Consider the following 21239-nt stretch of genomic DNA (forward strand, 5'->3'; position numbering starts at 1 on the left):
TAAGCTTATAAGCAATAAGTAATAATTGATAAACGATACATCAATCAACTATGATTGATCAACTATCACCTATCATTGATTACTTATGCTGGACAGCATACACTCCAATTGTCACTCCGTAGGAGTCTCAACAAAGTATCATCAAACAATTTTACAGTATCAAACCGTCTGAGTTAAAAAAATCATAAAGACTCTAATAAAGGAGGCTGGATTCCTGCGGAATGATACGATTGGGGATATATGAACTCACGATTTAAGCTGATCATTTACAACAGTCACTCCATAGGAATCTAGACAAATCCATTATTTTATTCAACTCAATCCCCACAAAGTACAAGATTCAGACTAGAGCTCTTTTAACTTTAAATTTTACTTAATTATTTAAGTATCAAAAGCTTTACACTCATAGTAATGATTGAATATGTTGTGATTAGAATAATTTGGTTGCTTTTATTAATAGATTTGGCATAAATAATTAATGATTGTATATTAATTTAATGATAATTACGTTTATTTGTTGAAATATCTAGTGATATTGTTAAATATATACCAAATCTAATTTTTATGAAAAAAACCATTTTTAAGGTTGGACTGCTCCAATCCTTATTCTTTTTCGGTGGATTGTATGCACAAAGTGATTCAACTAAAGCGTCAAAGATTGACGAAATAGTTGTTACAGCTTATGGTGTAAAAAAAGAAAAAAAAGCGCTTGGATATTCTTTCCAGGATGTGAAAGGACAAACCCTTGTTGACGCCAAAGAAAATAATGTTACCAATGCGTTAGCAGGAAAAGTTGCCGGGTTACAAGTGATTAAAGGAAGTTTTGGACCAGGTTCTTCCTCCAAAATTAACCTGCGGGGATTTAATTCGTTTACAGGAGATAATCAACCTCTTATTGTGGTAGATGGAGTTCCGTTAAGTAATAGCTTAGGATCAAAGGCTAAGCAGAATGGAAAAGATTCTAATAACGATTTCTGGAATCCGGATCTTGATATGGGGAATGGTCTAAGTGATATCAATCCGGACGACATTGAAAGTCTTTCTGTTCTGAAAGGTGGTGCTGCTTCTGCTCTTTATGGCTCCAGAGGTGGAAACGGTGTTATTTTGATTACTACAAAAACGGGTAAAAGAAAAGGGGGATTAGGAATTACATATTCTACAAGCTTAGGTTTTGAAAATATTTTTATGAAACCTGATTTGCAGCATAGTTTCGCACAAGGAAGTAATGGTTTGGTCAATCCTCAAGGGACCGACAATACAACTTCCTGGGGACCGACTTTTGAAGGTTCAAATATGACAGTCCACGATAACTTAAAAAACTTTTTTAAGACAGGAACTAATTCTCAGCATACATTGAGCTTTCAGGAGAACATTGGTGAAGGATCAAGCTTGTACACTTCTGCTAATTATTTAAGCAGTAATAGCCAGATTCCGAACTCAAAATATGAGAGGTTCAATTTTATGGCGAAAATGAATTCTAATTTTGGGGCTAATAAAAGATGGACTACTGAGGTGAAAGCTCAATATATGAGTGTTAAAGGTACAAACAGACCCTCTGCAGGGCAAGGTGACGGGAATTACTACCCAGCAATCCTTCTGATGCCTCAAAATGTTGATATAAGAGATTATCGTGAGGGGCAGATGCAAAATGGAGTGACATCGCGCTGGATAACCTCTAATGGAATTAATCCCTATTGGACTGCTTATAATGCATTGAACGCTGATAAAAAAGACAGGTTTTTATTAAACGGGTATCTTAAATATCAATTTAATAACTGGCTGAGCGCAGATGTAAGATTAGGAACGGATTTTTATTCTTTAAATACGGATGCCAGGGTTTGGACGGGATCCAGACGTAATAATTCTTACTCTACCGGTCAGGAAAAGTTTTATGAAAATAATTATATCATAAGTCTTAATGCTAAAAAAGATGATATTGTTGGTAAATGGGGAGGATCGCTTTCTGTTTATGGACAGATGATGGAAAGCAGGGATAAAGCATTATATTTTTCCACACAAAATCTCGTTATTGCCAATGTTTTCAGTACGTCTAATACGAGTGATCTTGCTTCTGTTACAACAACCGAAGTTGATATGTGGAAAAAAATTAATTCAGTATTTGCTGCTGCTGAAATTAATTATGACGGATATTGGTTTCTGAATGCTACAGCAAGAAATGATTGGTCTTCTACTTTGAATATAAATAACAGGTCTTATTTTTATTCTTCTGTGAGTACTTCATTAGTTTTGACAGATATGCTGAAAAAATTAAATGGTACTACTTTAAATGCCTTAACATTTGCTAAGCTTCGCGCGGCCTACGCAATTGTGGGTAACTCTTTACCTCCTCACAGCTTGTACAATACATATATTGCTTCCACTGATCCAAACGGACATATTGTACTTGCAAGGAACAAGATACTTTTTAATCCGGATTTACATGCGGAAAAGCTTAAAACTTTTGAAGTTGGAGCAGACATGAAGTTTTTTGACAGAGTGTCTCTGGATGTAAGTTATTTTAATAATAATGCCACCGATCAGCTTATAGCCATTCCGATAAATCCACTTTCCGGATATGAAAGAATGATGATTAATTCAGGAGGGTTGCATAACAAAGGGTTTGAATTCGTAATGAATACGGATATCTTTAAGAAGGAAAGCTTTGTATGGAATGTTAATGCCAATTTTTCAACGTTAAAAAGCAACATCGATAAAATTGACGGGATTGTTTCAAAATATCCTTTATCAGGTTTTGATAACGTTGCTTTCTTCGCAGAAGTAGGAAAACCTTACGGAGCCATTTACGGAACAAAATTCTTAAGAGTAGAAGATACCAGCAGTCCTTATTACGGAAAATTGATTGTGGATCAAAACGGATTACCGCAGGCAACGCCCGATCAATATTATTTAGGAGATCAAACCCCGAGAGCTTTGTTTGGTTTTACAAACAGCTTTGTTTATAAAAATATCGGACTTTCATTTTTAATTGACGGAAGAATCGGAGGTAAATTTTTCTCTGCAACACAAGCAGCATTACAAGCGAATGGACTTGCTGCAGACACTGCACCCGGAGGAAAACGTGATAATATGATTTTGGATGCCGTAGTGGAAGGAAATGGCGGTTATACAGCAAATACCAAAGAAATTACTCAACAGGATTATTGGGGAGCTGTAACATCCGGAAACTTAGGAATTACAGAGCAAAACATTTATGATGCTACCAATATTCGTTTAAGAAATATTCAGCTGACATATAATTTTCCTAAAAGTATTTTCCAAAAACTAGCCTTACAGAGTGCTAAAGTAGCTTTTACGGCCAATAACGTATGGATGATCTATAGTAAAGCTAAAGGAGTCGACCCGGAATCTGTATTCGCAATTAATTCTAATGCTACAGGATTTGAAAACCTTGCTTTTCCTACTTCAAGATCTTACTTATTTACAATCACTTTAGGCTTTTAATTAACAACTGAAACAATGAAAAAATATATCTTATCATTTTTTACGATTGGTTTACTATGTACTTCATGCAATGATTTTGAAGACATTAATAATAACCCGTTTGCCGTAGACGCTAATAAGGCAGAACCCGAATATTTATTAAATAACTCAATTCTCGGTGCCCAGCAGGATCCTAACATTGCAGAACGTGTTTTTGTTTTATACTGGAAAACGGCAGCGAGACAGCATTTGACAACCGGAATTGCAGGTGGAACTTACGATGATTCCTGGACTTCCGAATACTGGAAATACATTTCAGATTGGCTGAATAATGCGAATGCAGCCATTCAGTTGGCTAATGAAAAAAAGGCGGCCGGGCAGGGAAAACCTTATTATGATAATGTCATTCAGGTTTCCAGAATCTGGAGAGCTTATTTAATGAGTGAATTTTCGGATAATTTCGGACCTCAACCTACTCACGCTTTTCAGGGAACGAATCCTACTTTTAATTCTGAAAAAGAAGTGTATTATTTTATTTTGGAAGAATTGAAAGATGCAGTCGCCAAAATGGAAACAACCCAGGGAGTACCATCCAATGCTAATGCCTATGATATGGTGTATGGGTTTAATTGGACTCAATGGGTAAAATATGCCAACTCTATGAGGATGAGAATTGCCATGAGAATCGCCGAAGTAGATCCTTCAAAAGCAAAAACAGAATTTGAAGCAGCGGCAAATTCAAATATGTTTATCGCTACAAGTGCAGATAATTTTAAAGTTGCTGAAAAACCGGGATGGGATGCGCTGACAGGTGTAATGTCCAGAGAATGGAACTCTCAGATTTTATCAGCAACCCTTAATAATTTATACATTGGCCTGGGAGGAGTAAATTCTACAGACCAATTACCAGCAGCTCAACATACACAGGTAAAAGCATCTGATTATATTGGTATAAAATATGATCAACAGTTCACTACAATGACTAACGACCCAAGTGCAGGATACTGGCTGGACGGATTACCTAATAAAATCGATCCGAGAGCCTATAAAACATTCTATATTCCGGGGGATCTTACAAGCCCGGTTTACTCATTGTATCCCACGTATACCAATCAGGCAACTACCAATCACGGAGATCTTACGTTTGAAGACAATTCTAAAATAACAGTAAATACCGTAAATACCTGGAATGCCTATACTATTGGAAACTGGGGAGTAAAAGGACAGAGAAACGGCTTGAGAAATGTAGTAGGATGTATGCCGGCTTTAGGTAAGCAGTACAGGGAAAGTAAGAATGCAAGAATATTTTTTGCAAGCTGGGAAACCTATTTCCTTCTGGCGGAAGCTGCATTGAAAGGCTGGACAGTTCCAATGAGTGATGAAGCTGCATATAATAAAGGAATTCAGGAAAGTTTTGTTTATAATGGAGTTTCACAATTCTATGGTCAATATATTGCTTCAACGGATTATAACCGTGACGGTACTTCTGTTTCTTATAGTCATATTACAGAACCGGGAGCAAGCCATACCATGAAATATAAAGATCCTGTAACCGGGAACTTGGTTTCTGTTGAAATTAAATATCCTGTGAATACCATTTATAAGAACGGATCGGTAAAAAATGATAAACTGACAAAGATTATTACCCAGAAATATATTGCCAATATGCCTTGGCTACCGTTAGAATCCTGGAATGATCAGAGAAGACTTGGGCTGCCGTTTTTTGAAAACCCCGCCATTGAAACTCCATTGCCCAACCTTCCTAATCTGAGCTCAGGAAACTATATGACGAATTCTATTCAGAACTTCCCTCAGAGATTAAGATATCCAAGTACTTTCAGAAATACTGATCAGTCTGGATATGATAAAGCTGTGCAATTACTTGGTGGTACGGATGCTGTACTGACTCCTCTTTGGTGGGCCAAACATTAATTAAATTTACATACTAAAAAAAACAATTCTTTTCTGATTTTGAAAAGGATTGTTTTTTTATATACAAATTGACTGAATATATCTTTAAATGGATTGTTCAATTAATTATGATAAGTTGGATATGGATTGGCTTTGGAGTTTAATTGGCTCCAATTGTAAAAACTACCTGAGTACTATAAGCCGCCGCAGGAATTGTTACAGAAACGCCACTAATCTCTAATTGTACACTAATAGCTGAGTAATCTACACTATTGCTGATTCCTAATAATCCTGTAAAAGTAATAGTTGATAGCGTTACGGCACTGGCTTGAAGTATTTCTATATAATTGGCCGTTCCACCAGTAATTGTTGCGGTGCATCCCAGGCAAAGTCCATTTATCTTAGTAGTACCTCCACTTCTTTTCGCATAGAGTTTCAAAGAGCTGTTCCAGGACGTTGGAGCAAGCTGCATGGATATTTTAGCACCTGAGGCTGAAAGAACATTCAGAAAAGATCCTGGTAAATTGCCTGATAGTGTTAACTGAGAAGGATTCTCATAGGTCCCGATATAGTTACTTCCTGCCTCCGTAATGGCAGGTACACTGGCAGTCCAGCTCGTTCCTGCAATGTTTATAGTTTGCCCTTTAAGGCAAGCACCTGCTATTAAAGCAATAATATATAGATATTTTTTTAAGAACTGTTTTTTTAAAAACGGGCTTTCTATTTTCATTTTTTAATTTTATTCTGTGATGGTGTAGGTGATGACAATTGCTGTATTGGCTTGTGCCTGTAAATTGGCATACGTGTTGGTGGAAAGCGATATGGTAAGTCCATGACCATTATTGGCCCCGTTTCCAGTATATGCTCCACCAATACCGCTAATAATGGTAGTAGGAGTGGTAGTAAGGGTAACCTGTCCTGCAGATGTTCCCAATGTTCCGCCTCCTGCTCCGGAAGCCGCAGCTGCCTGCAGCCTTATATTGACTCCGGCAATAACTTGATTCACAGATGCTGTAATTCTTTTTGTAAGTCCTCCGGAAGCAATAGCAGATGTATAGTTTATCCACTTTGATGTATTGGGAGTCGGTGCTCCAACAGCATTTCCAGCTTCTGTAGGAGCTGTAAAATTTAACACAATACTTCCTGTAGGCTCAATGTCCATTAAAGTTACTACAGGCAATGTAAGACTAACAGTAGTATTTGCGGTCTGGGAATAGATTGGCCCGGATACAACACAAAATGCAATTAATAATAGGGTACGGATCAGAATCATCTCTTCTTTTTTATTTCATTATATCCTACTTTCAAGGATTCCTTTTGATATTTGATCTCTATCTGCTGTTTGACAACATTGATTGTTATTTTCTTTGTTTCCGAAGGCTGTAAAGTAAATATAAATTTGTCCGTTGAAATTTTATAACGCTTGTCCAATCCATTGCGGTAAACTTTCACAGTCCAGTCTCCCGGACGCAGATAGGTGAAATCAAAATCTTCTCCTATGTTGCATACTTTACGGTAAGTCTGATCGTTATTGGTAGCTTCCACAATAATACTTTCTTTTTTCTTCTTTCCTTTAGCAGATGGCAGCTGGCCAAAATCATTTTGATCTTTATCTCCGGTTTCCAGGAACTTAACATGCCCCTGAACAGTCGCCGCTGTTGTTAATCCGAAATTAAATGTATTTTCCTTATTGAGTAATGAAAGCGCTGCAGGAAAAGTCTGGGTTGGAATATCATTGATTTCTGTCGTGGAACGGTCTATTTCAAGAAAATAGTTGCCGGGAACAACATTTTTAAACATATAATTTCCATCCTTATCCGTAACAGACAGATAACTTCCAAGTATTAGTCTTATTCCTTCTGTTTTTTTTAATCCTAAGCTGCTGACATTTCCGGACAGTGAAATATACTCGGCAATTTTTTGTACAGGAACGTTGGGGCGCCAGGTATAGCGCATGGAAAATATAAAATCTTTATCTCCGATTTCCCCTCTTTGTAGTGAATACCTTCCGGAAAGATCAAGTTCGTTCCCCTGAAACAGCTGTTGATGAAAAAGAAGCTCAAACAGATTTCTGTCTTTAAAATATTCCTCTGGCATGTAATTGTTCTGATAAAAGATACTTAAGCTGGTCTTATCAGAAAACTTGCTGAAGATTCTCGCTCCGTAATAAAAATTTCTCTGGTTTTGAAGCTGATATCTTGAGCTTATAGCATAACTTCCGAAGATGTTAAATGAGGTACTGAATTTTTGAAATGAAAGATTCGCAGAATAAAAACTGGAATTTCCACTAAATCCAGTCATATAATTATCTGTTTTACCGAATTGTCCATCCAGATTGACCTGGAAAACTCCTATTTGCTGATTAATACTCACCTTGAAGTAACGTTCATAGTAATCAAACTGCTTTGGTTCCAAACGGTCTTTATAAGTTTGATATCCATTATTCAGGATGATGAAACCAGTAGGAATATATTTGTATTGCACTCCATATTGAAAATACTTTCTGTACGGGGCGGCCAGTAGCAATGTATCTCTCTGGAAATTTTTGGCATCCTGCATATAATTGGCAAATACGCTGATTTTTTTGGTGATATTATAATAAATATTACCGTTAAAGGTATTGGTATTGGTGAAATATCCGGCAAAATCAGGGCTGGCTCTCATATACATCAGACTTCCGTTTAATTTTTTAAATACAGCTTCTGCCTGTAATAAATAAGCTGTTCCATCAGTGTTCTTCGTTGTACTATATGCCAGTTCTCCGGAAAGATTGATATTTTTTGACACTTTGAATTTTCCTTTAGCATATGGTAGATGAGCATCTGAATCAAGTCTTACATCTCCAAATCTGATTTCTTCCTTCCTCGGGGTTTTGTAGAGATAGCCCACAGAAATTTCGGACTCTTTCCGGATTTTAAAAGCTGAATACATATTAAATTCATCTTTAATATCTCTGAAGAATCTGGGATGATTGTAGAATCCCCCAAAGCTTATTTTATTAAAATCATAGCGAATTTCTGCCCCGCGCCCATATCTTGCAAATTCTGTAAGATAGGATGAAGAGTAGGTTTTATCACCTAAATGAATAGAAAGATTGTTCCGTTTATAATTCACAAAATATTCTTCATATTGAGTAAATGTATTGAGTTCTACAGGATTGTGAGTAACTGCTCTAAATTCAATCTGGTTTTTATTATTCTTGTCCAGTGTTCCTTTACCATAGATTTCACCCTGAAAACCATCGTGATAAACTCCCATATTCTGCATTCCGATAAAAGATAGGGAGAGGGCAACAGGAAGTCTGTGATAAATATCGTTTTCAGATGGCTTTACTGAAATTACCTGAGTAGTTGCGTAGACATCCTGAATTTCTTTGGGACGACTCTTCGGGTGTACCGAAAGATTTAGGTTTTGAAATTCATTTTGAGCAAGTTCAGGACTTGTTACTTTGTGAATCGTAATAATTTTTGATTCATTGGGGGCAAGAACAAGGGATGACTCGTTATCAACTACGGCATTTTTACTTTCAAGAAAAATGTTTTCTGTAACATTACCATTATTTTTCAAAAGGAAAGAAGCACGGATTGTTTCTCCTGCTCTTACAAATTCAGGGGTATTTAAAGCCGTTACCAAAAGCTTTCTGTTTCCGGAAACTACGATTTTTGAATTTTTTGTAAAAGCTGTTCCATTACTACGATCTGTAATGTTCAGGGTTACAGAATAAGTACCCTGTCCTGTTTCTGTTCCGACACGTAATGGAACCAGATATACTGATGTTTCATACGGAAGAATCTGAAATTCTCCTTTTGCCAGAATAGGATTGATTGAGGAACTTGATGTGACAACTGAAATATCATATGTTTTGGTTTCCTTCGAATTATTTTCGAATGTGAAGGGAATAGAAGTAGACATTCCCGGCAATAAACTATCTTTTTTACTGATCAACCTGTTGGGTTGCTCTTGGGAAAAAATAAATACCGGGAATAGTGATATGATAATAAATAAAGTCCAAGTTCTAATCATTCTTTACTTCTAATTCCACATTGAGTGCAAAAGCATTCTCTTCTTCATCGGTGGCTATAATAGCTGCTTTGTATTTATCAGGGGGTACTTTACTAATGTCAATGTAAAATGTTTTGGAGGTGTCGGGTAACAGCCCCATTGTTAAACTTGAATAAGTTCCCACCTTCTCACCCGTTTTTTGGTTATAGATTTCTATGGAAGCAGTCGGTTTACAGTAAAGATTACCATTATTGGCTATTGCTATCTTTGCCGTTTGTTTTCCTTCCTGTTTTTCCACCTTTACACTTTCAAACTTAAGGTCCGGTTGGGCCTTTTCTGTTTCAAAATCTGTAATTACCTGAATGGCATATCGTATAACAGAAGTGATACTTACTCCCGGCTTACCGTCGCTGGGTTTTATCTCTTCTACCGGCTCTACAATAATCACACTCCAATAGCTTCCCGGATCCATTGCCTGATTGGGAATGGTTATTTCATAGAAGATCTCAGTCTTTTCTTTACCTTTAAGGGTAACAAGATTAGTGTTGAGTTTCAGCCACTCTCCGTTACTTCGTTTATTGGTACGTAATGCTGTATAATTGATCGTTCCGTCCGCATGGTAGGTATAATCCTGTAAAAATATTTTTACACTTTGAGGATTGCTGCCCGTGTTTTCAATGGCAACTTTTCCTTTATAAACCTTTCCGTTTTCTATTTTGTAAGAATGCGTAAGTCCGTTGAGAATCACAATACCGGCATGTAAAAAGCTGAACTGCAAAATCAGAGTGATCAAAAGAAGGATACGCTTTATCATTGTGTAAAGTTTGGAGTTAAATCATTAATAATACAAAGCCACGAAGAAACTGAATAACAACTTCTTCTTGTTTTTTGAAACGCGAAATTGAATTTAAATTAAATTCTAATTGTCTGATATCGTATACGTAACGGTAGCAGCAACAGTAGCTGTAGCCTGTAAATCTGCATATGCGGCTACCCCTCCAGGACCACTTCCTGCAGCGATTGCATAGGTAAGATTGTGACCGTTATTAGCTCCATTTCCTGTATAAGCGCTTCCAATACCGGAAATAATTGTCTGGTCAGTACCAGTTAATGTAAGCAGTCCTGCGGAAGTTCCCAATGTACCTGCTCCTGCTCCGGTGGCCGCCGCCGCCGTTATATTAAGATCTACTCCAGGAATGATAGCGTTCATTTTTACGCTTACGTTACGGGTAGGGTCTGCCACAGATTTGATAGAAGAATAATTAAGCCACAAAGTCGTGTTGGCTGCAGCTGGAATAATGGGATTTCCTGCTTCAGTAGGTGCTGTAAATCCAAGGGTAATATTTTTTGTTGCTGATGGCTCAATATCTACCAATGCAACTTCGGGAATAGAAATGGTAACCGTATGGTTATCTGTAGCGAGATCTTGGGCACTCAGATTCCCGCATAGAGCAAACGCAAATAAAGACGCTGCAATAGTTAAATTTAGTTTTTTCATGACACTGTTAATTAGTAAAGTGAAGATAATAAAATTCAACATCTTTTGAAAAAAATATACCACAATTTTTTTATAACTGTTTATTTCTCATATGTAATGCATTATAAGGTGAAATGACTCAAAAAAAATACTGCACAAAGTTGTGCAGTATTTTATCAATATTATAAGCGTTTTTAAGCCCAATGCGGATCAGAAACGGAAACTTTTCCGGTTTCTATTCTTCCGGCAAAGTGCCACAGATGATCGTTTAATTTTAGCTTCAAATCATACCAGCCTTTATATTTATCAAGATCAATAATGATTTTTTCTTCCGTTTTTTGTACAGAAACTGTTCTTTCGCTTCTTGTATAAAGATCTTCCAGACGGATGGAAAAATTTTCCTTTTTATGATTTCTGATGATTAATTCAATCTGATTTTTTGAGGGCATATTCGTCAAGATTACCTCTGTTTCTGCAGTTTTATTTCCTTTAAATTTTCTGAAAAAGCCATTGGGGCCGAAAATTTCATAATCATAAGCTCCCGGATGCACAGTATGGGATAGCGTCTGCTTTGCATACAAAGCATATGAAAAATGATAATTATTATTATCGAATTGAGTTCTGTCATATACTAAAAGCGGAACGCCGTTCTCTTTTAAATTGGTCATTTTTATCTGTTCCCCTTCCAGATTGACATGGAAATGATAAGGCAATGGGTTGGAAGGTTTCAGTCCTCTTTCCTGAATATCAAGTAAACTTTCATTCAGTTCATTTTCAGAATACCATTTCAGGTTGGGAACCGGTTTATTTTTGGCTGCATTGATGGTTTTAGCATAATCCTTCTGATCAAGATAATCCATCTGAGGAACTTTCACGCTGGAAGAATTGAAAGCTGATGTAAGATCTCCACATATCGCTCTTCTCCAGTCACTGATATTTTCTACACGGACATCCTTTTTGAATTTCTTCATAATGAATTTTTCCAAAAACTGCAGGACAGACGTGTGATCCGATACTTCAGAATTGACAAAACCTCCTTTCGTCCAGGGAGAAGCGATGATCATAGGGACTCTGTAACCCAATCCGACAGTTCCTTCTACTTTTTCATAGCTTTTCAAAGAAGGAGAGCTCATATATTCCTGAGTTTTATCCACATATTCTACCCCTTCTTTTCCGTTCATATCTACGGGCTGGCTTGGATTCACTGGTGGGGCAAAAGGAAGTACATGATCAAAATACCCGTCATTTTCATCGTAATTGATGATGAAAATTGTTTTTTTCCAGGTTTCAGGATCTTTGGTGAGAATATTCAAAACCTCAGAAATATACCAGGCTCCGTACCATGGTGATCCCGGATGATCAGAAAAATGTTCCGGAGCTACCAGCCATGAAACCAATGGAAGCTTTTTCTCTTCCACATCTTTACGGAACTGGAATAATACATCGCCTTCAGGAACTACGAGCCTTTCTCCATTTTCATCTTTTCCGATCTCCAGTTTCCAGTAATCAGGATCATTTACATTGGTGGTAAAAGCTTTTTCGTGAAGGTTTTTCTCTTCATTTGAAAGTTTTGAATAATTGTCAGGATGGTACTTCACCTGATCTTCCTGAACTTCAGCCAGCATGGCTTCCAGTCTTTTTTTCTGATCAGGATTTTTTTCAATTTCCTTTTTCAGATAGTTTATGATATTGGGAATATTTTCATAATATCCTTTTGAAAACTTAACATTGAATCTTGAAAACCACTCAATCGGGTTATCAGTAAAATTACTTAACCAGGCCTCTTGCTCGCCGGACATTCCTTTTGGAAGACTGATTTCGTTCTGATAAATTCTCCATGAAACATTCTGTTCTTCCAAAATCTCAGGGAAGGTTTTCCATTTGGCCTGTCTTGCTTTATCATAATCAATGTTTTCATTAACAACATTGGCTTTTACTTTTCCATTTTGCTGCTCCCTTAATGTTCCGGACCAAAGGAATAGCCTGTTGGGAGTTGTTCCGGTGAGTGAAGAGCAGAAATACTGGTCGAATATGGTAAATGCATCTGCCAGCTGATAATAAAACGGAAGGTCTTCACGGTTGTAATATCCTAATGTCAGCGGAATATTTTTATAATCTTTATTTCCTGAGGCTTTTGCCTGAAGCCACTGATCGAATTTCCCTTTGTTCAGCGCTTTCTGCTGATCTGCCCATGAATGAGGCAAAGAGCTCATCCAGGTAGATTTTGTATTTCTTAAATCCAGGCGGGCGGGAGAAGCATATTTCCCTTCGTCATTTTTTTGGAAAAAAACGGAATGTCCATCCTGTTTTATAAAAGCTCTTTTATCCAGAAAGCCCCTTACTCCCTTAAGAGCGCCAAAAGCATGATCAAATGAACGGTTCTCCTGCATCAGGATCACAACATGTTCTGCATCATAAAATGTAGACTGGGCAGCCGGATCAATGGCTAAAGCTTTCAAAATGGAAGGATGCAGAACTCCTGACGTTCCTAATCCCGCTAATAAAAGACTTGATTTTTCTAAAAATTCTCTTCTGTTCATGTTCAATCGTAATAAGAAAGAAACCGCAAGTTAATAGGATTTTCCTGCGGTTTCTTTGTTTTATATAAAATTAATCAGATTTTTATTGTAACCACCAGGGTTTGGAGTTGATATTATCATTTCCTCCGTACTGAGCGTTTAAAGCAGCTTTTAAATTATTGCTGTTGTAATTATATTCAGATTGCGGATATCTGAACCTGAAAGGCGCCGGAACTCCTGTTTTTAAAGGATAATTTGGATAACCAGTTCTCAGATAATCATAATAAGAAGTCCATTGTGCCTGATGGAACATCGTCATGTATTTTTGAGTCATGATCTTTTCAAGCTGTGTCTGTAAAGGATCAGCATCATTATACACTACCAAAGGAGTTGCAAGATATTGGTTTACATCAAAGCCTGAGAAATATTGTCCCGGATTTTTTACATAAGTCTGATAAAAATTGAAACTTGCCTTAACAGCATTGTCGTAATGTGTTTTGGCAGATCCGGAAATCCATCCTCTGGCTGCAGCTTCAGCCAGGATAAACTCAAGTTCTGAATAACTTAATACAGAAGCAGGTTCGTTAGTAGGGTCTTTATAAAAACGGTCGTTTACTTTAGAAATATTTTTTGCAGTGATCAAAGCAGCATTATCAGAATAGGGAGAAGTAGGATTTCCTCCGTTATATCCTGTATAATCTGTAATTGCTTTTCCGGCTTCCTTTGCTCCGGTAGTTTGTGCCGCAAAGGTGAACAGACGCGGATCATGCCTGTCTTTGAACATATTGATAAAATAATCTGCCATATACAAACTGGAACCATATCCACTGTTGTTAAACATGTTGTATCGGCTGTCTGCAGCATCAGCAAACTTAAGTTCACCGTTATCAGCAATGGAAGTCATGATAGATTGGCTTCCTGCAATGGAAGCAAATTCTGTAGCAATATTATAATTGCCTACTGTAGTTTTTTTAGATAAAGTAATAAGAATTTTCAGGCGGAAGGAGTTGATCAGTTTTTTCCACTTTAAAGCGTCTCCGTTGTAGACAATATCCCCTTCAATTTTATCGGTGGTATTAATGAGATCATTGGCTTCTTTGAGCTCTGATAAAATTCCGAACATGATGGCTTCCTGTGAATCATATTTAGGCTGTGTAATTCCGGATTCACCTTTGGCTGCTTCAGAATAAGGAGCGCTTCCGACTTTTAAACTGATATTGAAGAAATGATAGGCTCTCAAGAATTTTCCGATGGCCAGATAATTTTTATTTCCTCTTTTCTCTGCTTCCTGCATCATCTTCCCTGTATTTAACAACCCTTTGGTATAAACTTCAAAAGAAGCATCATTCCATTTCATATACTGATATGAATTTTCACCATCGGTACCAATCATCATCCTTGAGGCATACATATTATCTCCATTTACCTGGAAAGTGTATTTTTCTACGTAGGTCAAAAGATATTTAGGATCAATGCTGGCCTGGTCATTAGGATTTTCATTGATGGTATCAAGGTTGGATTCGCATGAAGCCAAGGTAAGCAATCCCGCGGCAAACAGAGATTTCATCAGCCATTTTGCCGTTTTACCTTTTTGCGCTTTCATTTTGTTTATAGTATTTTTCATTGTCTTGACGTACTTTTTAGTTAAAACTTAAGATTAAAACCGATTCCAAACCATCTGCTGGACGGATCCTGAATATCATTAGCGACATCTCCGCTTCTCCCTGATCTGATCTGGAAATCAGGATCGGAGTAAAGGTTCTTTGATTTTTTCCACATGGCTAAATTATAAGCAGAAATATTGGCCGTGAAACCTTTTACCATTCCTTTCGGATTCAGTAATGAAGAGAAATCGTATTCCAGCACTACCGATCTCAGCTTAACGAAGGTTCTGTCGAAAACGTTGGCAAATTCTTCACTTTCATCCTGCGTTACTCTTGCCTGATATGGATAATTCTGTGCCCAGTCCTGGAAGCTGATGGCTTTCGTGTGCGGAGTATAAAGACCGGTTGCAGGATTATAATTGACTCCATCCGGTACAAAATAATAGGTTCCCGGATTCGCGTATTCAAGATCTCTGTACGCTATAGAATTAGGATGTTTTCCACCCCACCACATTTTTTCTACTACCTGCGATCTCATTATCCCTCCAATGCTTCCGTCAATTCCGATATTTAAAGTGAATTTTTTATATTTAAAGGAGTTATTGAAACCGAAAGTCCAGTCCGGATTGAAGTGTCCTAAGTTAGTCGGAGCATTAGCTCTTGTCGGCATTCCTGAATTGGCATCAAGAATGACTTTCCCGTTCGGAGACTTTTGCCAGGTATAATCATAATAGCTGTCCATTCTTTCCCCTAACTTAATGTTCTGGTAGTTGGGCATATTATCATAAATAGAAGTCAGCTTTTGCTCATAAGTACTCCAGTTGATTAAGGTTTTCCAACTGAAATCAGCTGTTTTTACCGGAACCATACCAAGAGTGATTTCAAAACCTTTTGTGGTATATTCATTCCCGTTTACATATTGTGAGGTGAAACCGGATGATTCAGCGGCAGGGAACTGAAGAATATTATTATAATCCAATGTTCTGAAATAAGTAGCATCTAAAGTAATCCTGTTATTCAGAAAACCTGCGCTTACCCCTAATTCATAAGATTTTGTCTGCTCGGGCTTCAAAGAGTTTTCCACATTCAGGGTCGTTGGATAATAATAAGTCGGATTTCCGTTGAATGTGATTCCCTGATTATTCAGGTAATAATTTCTGATGGAATAAGGCTGGAAATCATAGGCTACTTTTGCCCAGGAAGCGGAAAGCTTCAACAGATTAATAGATTCCGGCAATTTTACCAGGTTTGAAATAACCGCACTGATGGAAGCAGAAGGATAGAAGTAAGACCTGTTGGCTTTAGGCAGTGTGGAAGACCAGTCATTACGCCCGGAAATATTGATGAAGAAAGCATTATACAATCCGATATCAATGGTAGAATAAGCACTGTAAATCAGTTTTTCCTTCAGGTACGTATAATTTTTCAGCGCTCCGATAGAGTTTTCGAAAGTATACACTTCAGGAATTTTTAATCCGTCCGTAGACCTTTCATTGTTGTTGTTTTTATAATAGAAGGCGGAACCTCCGGCATTGATCGTAAAATCAAAGTTTTCAGATATTTTTTTCTTATAGGTGGCTAAAACATCATAGTTCAGGTTCCATGTTTTATTATCTTTCAGAATATATCCTCCGCTTCTCGGCGCACTATAATTGAAGTAAGAATAAGGGCTCAAAATTTCCGTTTTGCTGTGGTTTTCCACAAGAGATATTTTCCCTTTTACCGATAGATCCTGTGTTGCTTTATACTCTAAGCCTGTCTGTGCATTGATAATATCGGTTCTGTTCTGATTTTTATAATACTCAGCTCCGAACCATGGGTTGTTGTACCAGGCATAGTTCCAGTTGGCCTGAGCTCTTCCTTCCTTTCCGGGAATCCACATGTGATTTTTCAGAGCCTTTCCGTCTACATCGCCTCCCATCCAGATCAGGATGGTGTACATATGTCCGCTTGGGTTGTAATCGTAGTTGGGAATATTAGGGGTGAAGGCCTGATTGAAGTTGAATTTTGTATCAAAGATTAACTTCTCACCAAGATGGTTTTCAGAAGAGAAGTTGATTCCGTATTTCTGAAGGTATGAATTCGGAACCCTGTCATCATAATTCATGAAATTCCCCGAGAATCTGTATACGTCTTTGTTGTTCCTGTAGCTGATCGCAAAGTTATTATTGTTGATAACTGCAGGTTTTAAAAAAGTATTTAAGTTATCGTGGTACTTCCAGTCAATCGGAACTCTTTCATACCTTGATTTATCATCATACTGAGTTCCTGTTACAGCTCCATACCACGGAACGACCTGCCCTGTTACTTTATCTCTGATGGGGCTGTTCCACTGTGCAATCTGTAAACCCGGAACGAATTTGGGTCCCCAGATCATATCTCCGTCATTCACCCCGCCATCAGCTCCGTCCCAGAATTCATATTTTCCGTGGGAACCGTTACCGTATTCAGTCTGGGTTTTCGGGAGATTGGTAAAGCCTCCTGTGATCATCGTATTTTGGGAGAATTCAACAGAGAATCCCTTCTTCTTCGCATTTTTTGTGGTGATCAAAACAGCTCCGTAACGACCTCTTGAACCATATAAAGCAGAAGCGGTAGCACCTTTCAGGACGTTGATGTTTTCAATATTGTTAGGGTCTAAATTCTGGAAAACCTCTTTTTCCACAATCACACCATCAATGACAAAAACGAGATTGGAGTTTCCTCTCAATGTAAACTGTGGGGCCTGCTGCATTCCCGTTGGATTGGAAACATTCAGACCAGCAACCTGTCCGGAAAATAAGTTCCCGATACTCGGTGTAGTAATGGTTTCAAACTGTTTCGTTCCCACTTCCTGAGTAGCATATCCGATTTTTTCCTTCTTTTTGGCAATACCTAATGCGGTAATCACAACACTTTCAATCTGTTTTTCGTTTTGCTTTTTTAAGACAACGGAATACTGTTTTTTGGAAGAAACCTCAACGGTATAAACGGAAAAATCAGGAGCAAAAAATTCAAGAATGTCTTTTGGGTTTGCAGAAATAGTGAAATTACCATTTTCATCTGTAGTAGCAGTCTTTCCTGTGTTTTTGTCGGTGATGTTCACACCGGAAACACTAGAACCGTTTTCTGATTTTACATTTCCTGAAATATTGATTTCCTGTGCGGAAAAATAAAGAGGAAGTAAAAAAACGGCAAAAGTGGCTAGAGTTTTCTTCATTTTTTTGAAGGCAAATTTAGCAGTGCACTGTTACCTGTACTTTAATGATGTATTAAAATAAAAATACGATTTAATATTTTTTAACAATAAGAATTAATAAATAAGTAAAATGAAAAATGTCCTTTGTATAGGGACTTTTGCTTTATTATATAAATATAGTTAGGAAGCTGGAAGAGGGAAAATGGAAGTTATTGTGGTGTTGCCAACTTCTTGAAGCCCTCAGTAATAATTTTTGAAGAAAAACCTTTCTAATAATAGGATAGTAAAACTGTGACTTCGATAACATCCAGCCTCCAGCTTCCCTCTTCCTTTCTATTTCTAAAACCTGCTCAGAATTCCCCAATGGATTTTAATATCATTAAACTTAAAAGGATTTCCAAATTCATTACCATTGGACAGCTGGAAGCTCATCAAACCGATAGGAATGAAGAAATTGAAACCGAGCCCGACACTGTAGAGCTTGGGTTTTACATTTAAAGATTTATTATTAAGCTGCCCATATTGTCCAAAGACATCAAAGAAGGCCTGGTTACCGATAAGGTACCGGTACTCCAGACTTCCATAATAATAAAAGTCGGCGGCGAGGGAGTTTTCATTGAATCCCCGCATGGAATTCCAGCCCCCAAAACGGTATAATTCATTGGCAGAGAATTCTATTTTAGAATCCATCATGGCGCCCTCCGCTTTGATGTTCAGAAAGTGATTTCCTGAAATATGATAATTATGTTCTCCAAAGAAATAAAACTGATTTTGATTGGCTTTAATATTATCTTTTGAATAAGTGGTTGTTAAGAAATCATATCCGGCATTGATCCTTGTTTTATAAAGAAAAAGGTCAATATCTGTAGGCTCAGTCATTTCATACCATATCCCGATCCCTTTTTTATTGTAATCTTTTCCCTGAACGTATAAGGTATCAATAATAGTAGAGGTTTCCAAAGTTGCCCTTAGACCGATTTTATTCCTGTTATTGATATGGTAATAGAAAGCAGGAAGGAACTTTACATTGGCAAACGTAGAATCCTGTCGGTAGATATTTACCTTCGTATCCATCCCTACATTTGATTTGAAAAGGTATGGAATATCTACTCTAAGATCAAAAGTCTGTCCTTTGTCCGGGTTTCTCTGCCAGTATAAATTCACAGTTTCAAAACCATTGAACATATTCCTGAAATTGACATTCATTGTCCCGTTTAAGGTAAACTTGGAGGTTTTATCATTCCCGAAACCGATTACCCCATCGAAGGTATTTGTCTTTTTCTTTTCCAGAAACAGGTAAATACTGGTGGAATCTTTTGTAAATAAAGTCTGAGGCTGCCGTTCAAGGGTCAGAAAAGGATGGCTCTGAAAGGTTTTGTTGATGGCTAAAAGGTTTTTGTCATCATAGTTTTTACCTTTAAATTCCTTTTCAAGGTTTTTGATGAATCTTTTGGGAACTTTTTCGTATCCTTTTACTACGAATCCGTTGATTGTTCTTTTATCATTCTTGTTGATGTCAAGTTCTACGATTGGATAACCGTTTTTCTGACCTTTGTATTTAGATTTGATTCTGCTGAAAGAATATCCTTCATCAATATAAGTTTTGTTGATACTTTTCTTGGTGGAGTCTAAATTTTTAGTGAAAAAATCTTTCTGGATTTTTAATTTCTGAACAAGAGAATCTGTAAGGTTGACATATGTTTCATTGAAATTCTTTCCTTTATCGTAGAAAATTTCCGTGCTGTCACCTTTTACTTTTACGTCTTTCAGTTGAGTGAAGAAATAATTACTCTGCGCTAATGAATCCAGAAATTTTACAGCTGAAGTAGAATCTTTTACTTTTTTCCTGACCTTGGTTTCCGTATCAATCAGCCAATACTGCTTCTTCTGCGCTTGTGTAAAAACGCAGAACAGTACAAAAAATATTTTTAAAAGTAATTTCAATTTATTCTTCTGAATATGAAAAGGAATCTCTATAAAATACAAAAGATTCTTCACTGCATTTCTGAACTACGTTCGCAGACTTTCAGTCAGTGTTCAGAATGACAATGCGCCTTATCAATCAACTAATTTTTATCCAGTTTATTATACTTCTTCATCAAATTCTCATAAGTTCCCTGCGGAAGAATCCATTTCAAAGGAACCCCGATTTTCTGTCCGAATTTACCAAAATAATAATGCGCTTTCCATTTATTTTTTGCTAAAAGTTTTTCAATGTATTCTGCGACTTCCGAAGGCTCTGTTCCGTCATTCACGTGAGAATTCATCAGCGCATATACTTTGTCAAAAACATTTTTATAAGGCTGGGAGACCTGTGCAATGACTCTGTTGTCTGCAATATTGGTTTTAATATCTCCCAGATGCAGAGAGCATACATCAATATTCCATGGGTAAACTTCATATCTCATCGCTTCCGTTACTTTATCCAATGCGGATTTGGAAGCCGAATAAAATCCACGGAAAGGAAGTCCCATTTCACTTCCGATACTGGAAACATTGATGATTTTTCCAAATTTGTGCTCACGCATGTTCGGAAGAACGGCACTCATCATCTGTACAGGTCCGGCAAGATTCAGGCTGAAAAGCTTCAGAATATCTTCTTTCGTAGAATCTTCCACGGCTCCTACCATTCCCATTCCGGCATTGTTGATCAGAACATCGATTTTGCTTTCTGTTTTTAAAACCTCTGCTACAGCATTTTGAACTGCAGTATTGTCTGTCACATCAGTTGGGATAGATTTGAAGTATTGGCTTTCTGTATGTTTTCGGCTTAATCCGTATACTTTATGTCCTTTTTTACCAAAATATTCTGCCAATGCAAACCCGATTCCTGATGAGGTTCCTGTTATAATGATGGTCATTGAATTCGTATGATTTTTAATGTTTTTATTTTCTTCTGATACCAGTGAGACGTTTTTAATAGTCTGTGTTCAAAAGTAAAATCTATTTTCAGCAAATGTAAAAAAAGAAAAATGAACTCAGTTATTTATTATTTCTGAAATAATTTTTAATGAGTCTTCATTTATTGTCCCGGTTTGATAATAAATTTAAGAAAAACTTAATATTAATTCATTATTCCTCATCGGAGGAATGATTACTTTTAATTA

12 protein-coding genes are annotated in these 21239 nt (G+C 37.1%); 2 read left to right on the forward strand and 10 right to left on the reverse strand.

Annotation, left to right across the window (positions count from 1 at the left end; translation table 11 throughout):
- Positions 1-564 precede the first annotated feature (564 nt).
- Together AC59HC_RS22215 and AC59HC_RS22220 are read left to right on the forward strand one after the other, a co-directional pair.
- On the forward strand, positions 565-3462 hold the full coding sequence (locus AC59HC_RS22215; protein WP_496559387.1) for a SusC/RagA family TonB-linked outer membrane protein: 2898 nt from the start codon (positions 565-567) through the stop codon (positions 3460-3462).
- A 15-nt stretch (positions 3463-3477) separates the two neighbouring features.
- Positions 3478-5373 carry a SusD/RagB family nutrient-binding outer membrane lipoprotein gene (locus AC59HC_RS22220; RefSeq protein ID WP_496559388.1) on the forward strand — a complete coding sequence of 632 codons (1896 nt, stop codon included), beginning with the start codon at positions 3478-3480 and terminating at the stop codon, positions 5371-5373.
- A 139-nt stretch (positions 5374-5512) separates the two neighbouring features.
- Here the strand turns inward: AC59HC_RS22220 and AC59HC_RS22225 are convergent, their stop codons facing one another.
- From AC59HC_RS22225 to AC59HC_RS22270, 10 genes are all read right to left on the reverse strand, one after another.
- Positions 5513-6082 carry a hypothetical protein gene (locus tag AC59HC_RS22225; protein ID WP_202841621.1) on the reverse strand — a complete coding sequence of 190 codons (570 nt, stop codon included), beginning with the start codon at positions 6080-6082 and terminating at the stop codon, positions 5513-5515.
- A 9-nt stretch (positions 6083-6091) separates the two neighbouring features.
- On the reverse strand, positions 6092-6625 hold the full coding sequence (locus AC59HC_RS22230) for a hypothetical protein (protein WP_137905644.1): 534 nt from the start codon (positions 6623-6625) through the stop codon (positions 6092-6094).
- Positions 6622-9375: a COG1470 family protein gene (locus tag AC59HC_RS22235; RefSeq protein ID WP_496559389.1), complete on the reverse strand. Its 2754-nt coding sequence runs from the start codon at positions 9373-9375 to the stop codon at positions 6622-6624. The genes AC59HC_RS22230 and AC59HC_RS22235 overlap by 4 nt, the downstream gene beginning before the upstream one ends.
- Positions 9368-10168, reverse strand: a complete 801-nt coding sequence (locus AC59HC_RS22240) for a WxL protein host-binding domain-containing protein (protein WP_496559390.1) — start codon at positions 10166-10168, stop codon at positions 9368-9370. Before AC59HC_RS22240 ends, AC59HC_RS22235 begins: the two co-directional genes overlap by 8 nt.
- 105 nt (positions 10169-10273) lie before the next feature.
- Positions 10274-10852, reverse strand: coding sequence for a hypothetical protein (locus AC59HC_RS22245; RefSeq protein ID WP_496559391.1), 579 nt, complete (start codon positions 10850-10852; stop codon positions 10274-10276).
- Between the two features lie 173 nt (positions 10853-11025).
- On the reverse strand, positions 11026-13371 hold the full coding sequence (locus tag AC59HC_RS22250; protein ID WP_496559392.1) for a phosphocholine-specific phospholipase C: 2346 nt from the start codon (positions 13369-13371) through the stop codon (positions 11026-11028).
- Positions 13372-13453: 82 nt separating this feature from the next.
- Positions 13454-14974 carry a SusD/RagB family nutrient-binding outer membrane lipoprotein gene (locus AC59HC_RS22255; protein ID WP_496559393.1) on the reverse strand — a complete coding sequence of 507 codons (1521 nt, stop codon included), beginning with the start codon at positions 14972-14974 and terminating at the stop codon, positions 13454-13456.
- 20 nt (positions 14975-14994) lie between these two features.
- The gene (locus tag AC59HC_RS22260) at positions 14995-18153 is read right to left on the reverse strand and encodes a SusC/RagA family TonB-linked outer membrane protein (protein WP_496559394.1); all 3159 of its coding nucleotides are present in this window, start codon (positions 18151-18153) and stop codon (positions 14995-14997) included.
- Positions 18154-18471: 318 nt separating this feature from the next.
- On the reverse strand, positions 18472-20076 hold the full coding sequence (locus AC59HC_RS22265; RefSeq protein WP_120232918.1) for an autotransporter assembly complex protein TamA: 1605 nt from the start codon (positions 20074-20076) through the stop codon (positions 18472-18474).
- 122 nt (positions 20077-20198) lie between these two features.
- On the reverse strand, positions 20199-20993 hold the full coding sequence (locus AC59HC_RS22270; protein WP_496559395.1) for an SDR family oxidoreductase: 795 nt from the start codon (positions 20991-20993) through the stop codon (positions 20199-20201).
- Between the last annotated feature and the right edge of the window lie 246 nt (positions 20994-21239).

This window comes from Chryseobacterium sp. DZ-32 (assembly GCF_059587025.1).